The sequence below is a fragment of the Candidatus Babeliales bacterium genome, from assembly GCA_035288105.1.
Lineage (GTDB): Bacteria > Babelota > Babeliae > Babelales > Vermiphilaceae > SOIL31.
The window spans coordinates 1-3,703 of the sequence record DATEAY010000025.1 but is presented as its reverse complement, the minus strand read 5'-3'; the positions used below and the strand labels follow the sequence as shown (position 1 = coordinate 3,703).

Annotated in this window: 3 protein-coding genes; all 3 read left to right on the top strand. The window is 35.2% G+C overall.

From position 1 onward, the window contains the following. Window positions 1–96: 96 nt before the first annotated feature. The 3 genes from VJJ26_01405 to VJJ26_01395 all read left to right on the top strand — a co-directional run bounded on the left by VJJ26_01405 (window position 97) and on the right by VJJ26_01395 (window position 3,452). Window positions 97–849, top strand: a complete 753-nt coding sequence (locus tag VJJ26_01405; protein ID HLC06820.1) for a transglycosylase SLT domain-containing protein — start codon at window positions 97–99, stop codon at window positions 847–849. Further along, complete coding sequence (locus tag VJJ26_01400; GenBank protein ID HLC06819.1) at window positions 846–1,463, top strand: hypothetical protein; 618 nt, start codon at window positions 846–848, stop codon at window positions 1,461–1,463. The genes VJJ26_01405 and VJJ26_01400 overlap by 4 nt, the downstream gene beginning before the upstream one ends. Before the next feature lie 183 nt (window positions 1,464–1,646). Then, window positions 1,647–3,452 (top strand): IS1634 family transposase, encoded by a 1,806-nt coding sequence (locus VJJ26_01395; GenBank protein ID HLC06818.1) that lies wholly within the window; start codon window positions 1,647–1,649, stop codon window positions 3,450–3,452. Window positions 3,453–3,703 lie beyond the last annotated feature (251 nt).

Genomic DNA, 3,703 nt, shown 5'->3' with positions numbered 1-3,703 from the left:
CATCTTAGAACATCTTTGAAAATAAGTTGATTTAAAACCTGAAGCTGCGTTATATTGCCTTTTTCTTCTTGTTTATTTTTCTAGAGGAAGCATATCATGGCAACCAACAAATCTAAATCGGATAAAATAAAATCTTGTTCATTGATATCATGCCCCAAAGGTAAGCATTCTGTGCGAACTCATTCCGAGAGAATTCCTCCAAGCAAAAAGCATCCTCAAGGACATACTATAATCAGACATGAACATTGCGCCAGGAATCCTTCCTATAAAAAGGTATTATCTTTTGATGAAATTCGCGCCATCTCTGAGAAAAGCTTTTCGAATCTCTCTGGGTCTCCCGCCCTTGCTACGGGTTTGCTTGCCGAGTTTGATGATGCAAATAAATATGACGTATTAATTCGCGGTTGGGTTCATTATTGGAACGAAATTTTTCAACCAAAAGATCCACTCGATCCAAATTTAGTTAAAGCTCTAATGGCTACAGAATCTGGTTTTAAGCATAAAGCGAAAAACACTGACTACTCGGACAAGAAAAGGCACGCATATGGGTTGCTTCAAGTTACAGCAGAAACAGCTGGGATTTTAAAAAATCATAAGGGTGAGCTCAAAGATTATCTCATCGATGCTAAACTGAATGATCTTTATGATCCATCTATCAATATCTGTTGTGGAGTCCGCTGGCTTTTTCAAAAGAAGAAGCTTGCCTCAATTAAACTTGGCAAAGAGGCGGATTGGGAATACACCATAATTGACTATAAGGGATACAGAGATGAAGTAAATTCTGGTAAAGTTCCTGGTGCGTTGAAGAGAATGCGAAAATATTATGCCGATTTGCGAGGGAAAAAGTGAGCGTACGAATTTGGTGGCCAACTGTTTTTTCAGTATTAATTAGTATTTCTTGTGACGCTTTTAGCATTGATGCCAGCATAAAAATAAAACAAAAATATCCTAACGTATTATTAACTGATGATTATGGTATTCTCAGCGAAAATGATTTAGTTACACCTCCAGGGTATGAAAAACCAGAACCATTTTCTGTAAAAGATGGGGTTGATTATAACTACTGGCAATGTTTTCCTCGCGAACGGGTTACTCTGAATCTGGAAGACAAAGGATATCCTCCAACTGGTAGCAAGCAAGATGGTAATTATGGGGAGCTCACTATTAAGGTATGGTTAAATGGTGGTGTTTCTCATGAATATTATCGGCGCAGACTTGTAGATGTAGATAGCACAGCTGAAGTTTTTAATGCATGGCGAAAGCTTATGAGGAATGAAAAATACGTTTGTTTAGCCGGTCTTTTTAGTAGTAAAGAAGAGATTATTAGTGACAATAAAAAACGTGACAACTATTATTGGGTTTTCGAAAAAATCAAAACTAAAAAAGGTTGCGACTCTTATTTTGCTGGGCAATGCGATCTTACTTATAAAAAGTTTTTACAAGAACGTGGAGGAATGAAATAGTTAACCCATCTTTAGGTTTTTTTTCATAAAAACCTCAAAAAACACCATGTTTTCAATCCAGCCCAGAAAATATTTTTTTAAAAAACAAATGGTTGTAAGCTGAGCAAAACAAAAAGTATTTTGTAGTGACATAAAATAAATATAACGCTTGATTTAAGAATTTTTCCGTATAAAATACCCGTTATGTACATCAGAAAAGTTTCACAAAAAAATAAAGAAACGGGCAAAGAATATAGCACGTACCGCCTTGTAGAGTCTTACCGCAATGCCAATGGCAAGGTAAGGCAACAAGTATTATTAAATCTTGGCGCTAATTTTGAAATACCATCTGAACAATGGAAACAGCTTGCCGATCGCATCGAAGAAATAATCAGTGGACAACAATCGTTGCTGTTACCAGAAGAAACAATTGAATCATTGGCACAAAGCATTTCCAAGCGCGTTGTTCGTCGGGCTGCATCAGAAACGGTATCGGCGAAAGCATTGCCAGAAGATAATTATCATAGCGTAGATATAGATAGTTTGGTTTATCAACAAATAAGGCAAGTGGGACCAGAACATATTTGTGTTGAAACAATAAAACAGCTCGGATTAGATCAACTGTTAAAAGAATCAAAATTTAATAACAAACAAGTTAGTGCAGCTATTGGCACCATTGTTGGCAGGCTTGTATCTCCAGGCAGTGAACGCTCTACACACAAATACTTACAAAATCAAAGTGCGCTAGATGAGTTATTAAACTGTGATTTTCAACAACTAAAGTTAGATAATTTATATTGCATAGCTGACAAAATTTTACGCAACAAAGAGATGATAGAAGAAAAATTATTTGCAAATGAAAAGGCTATGTTTGAGTTTGATGAAGTGATCACGCTATATGACTTAACCAACACATACTTTGAAGGAAGAAGTCTAGCAAACACCAAAGCAGCATTTGGTAGATCAAAAGAAAAAAGATACGATTGTCCATTAGTAACACTGGCTCTGGTGCTTGATGCCTCTGGATTCCCTAAGAAAAGCGAGATCTATGAGGGCAATGTAGGTGAATCAAAAACATTATCAAAAATGATTCATGATCTCGAAGGAAAAACAAAACCCACTGTAGTTCTTGATGCTGGAATATCATCTGAAGATAATATCGAATGGCTAAAATCTAACGGATATACATATATTGTAGTAAGCAAAAAAAACAAACCAATTATTCCAGATGGCGCAAGCTGTACATTACAACACAAGAAAGATTATTTAATAAAAACCACATTAGTAAAAAATCCAGAAACCCTAGAAAGCGAGCTTTATTGTTATTCCGAGTTAAAAGAAAAAAAAGAACAAGGAATACGCGAACAAACATTTTTACGCTATGAAACAGGATTAAAAAAAATATTGGCTGGTTTAAAAAACAAAAGAACATCCAAAAAATATGAAAAAGTTTTAGAGCGTTTTGGTAGACTCAAAGAAAAGTATAAATCTGTTGGATATGCCTATGATGTAGAAATCATTGCAGATCAAGAAAAGAAAAATGCTATTGATATAAAATGGGAACGCATCGAAGGGAAACAAAAAGCTGCTGGAACATATTGCTTACGCAGCAATCGTAATGATTTAGATGAACAGACGCTTTGGAATATTTATATAACACTAACTGAATTAGAAGCCGCATTCCGCTGTTTAAAATCTGAATTAGGCATGCGCCCAATTTATCATCAAATTACAAATCGCGTAGATAGCCATATTTTTATTAGCGTTCTTGCTTACCATATTTTACATACCATCCGTTATAAATTAAAACAGCATGGAATAAACGAAAGCTGGGAAACAATAAAAAAAGATTTGAGTATGCAATGCAGAATTACCAGCACAATGAATTGTAAAGATGGAAAAAAATTGCATATTAGAAAAACAAGTTCACCAACTCCAAGGCAATTAGAAATTTATCACGCCCTCGGTGTGTCAGCATCTCCCGGTAAAACCGAAAAAAGTATTTTTTGATTTGCTAAAGTCATTTCCAAAAATACATGTTTTGTAGTGACCCAAACGCTTTTTTGGCATTTTATGATGTTGATTTTTATTGTGTTTTTTTTAGAAAGCCTGAAGTTGGGTTAAGATTGGAAAGGGTATAAGAAATTCAAAATTTAGATCTAAAAACGCAAAAAAGCTATAAACGCACCAATTATTAGGCCAATTTAGCTATTTTTTATCCTCGAAGTGGCCCCAAAAGGCATGTTCCGTAACACTGCCCC

Excerpts from the sequence above, each read along its gene's own strand:
- VJJ26_01405 (HLC06820.1), top strand. The coding sequence starts at position 97 with ATGGCAACCAACAAATCTAAATCGGATAAAATAAAATCTTGTTCATTG.
- VJJ26_01395 (HLC06818.1), top strand. The coding sequence starts at position 1,647 with ATGTACATCAGAAAAGTTTCACAAAAAAATAAAGAAACGGGCAAAGAA.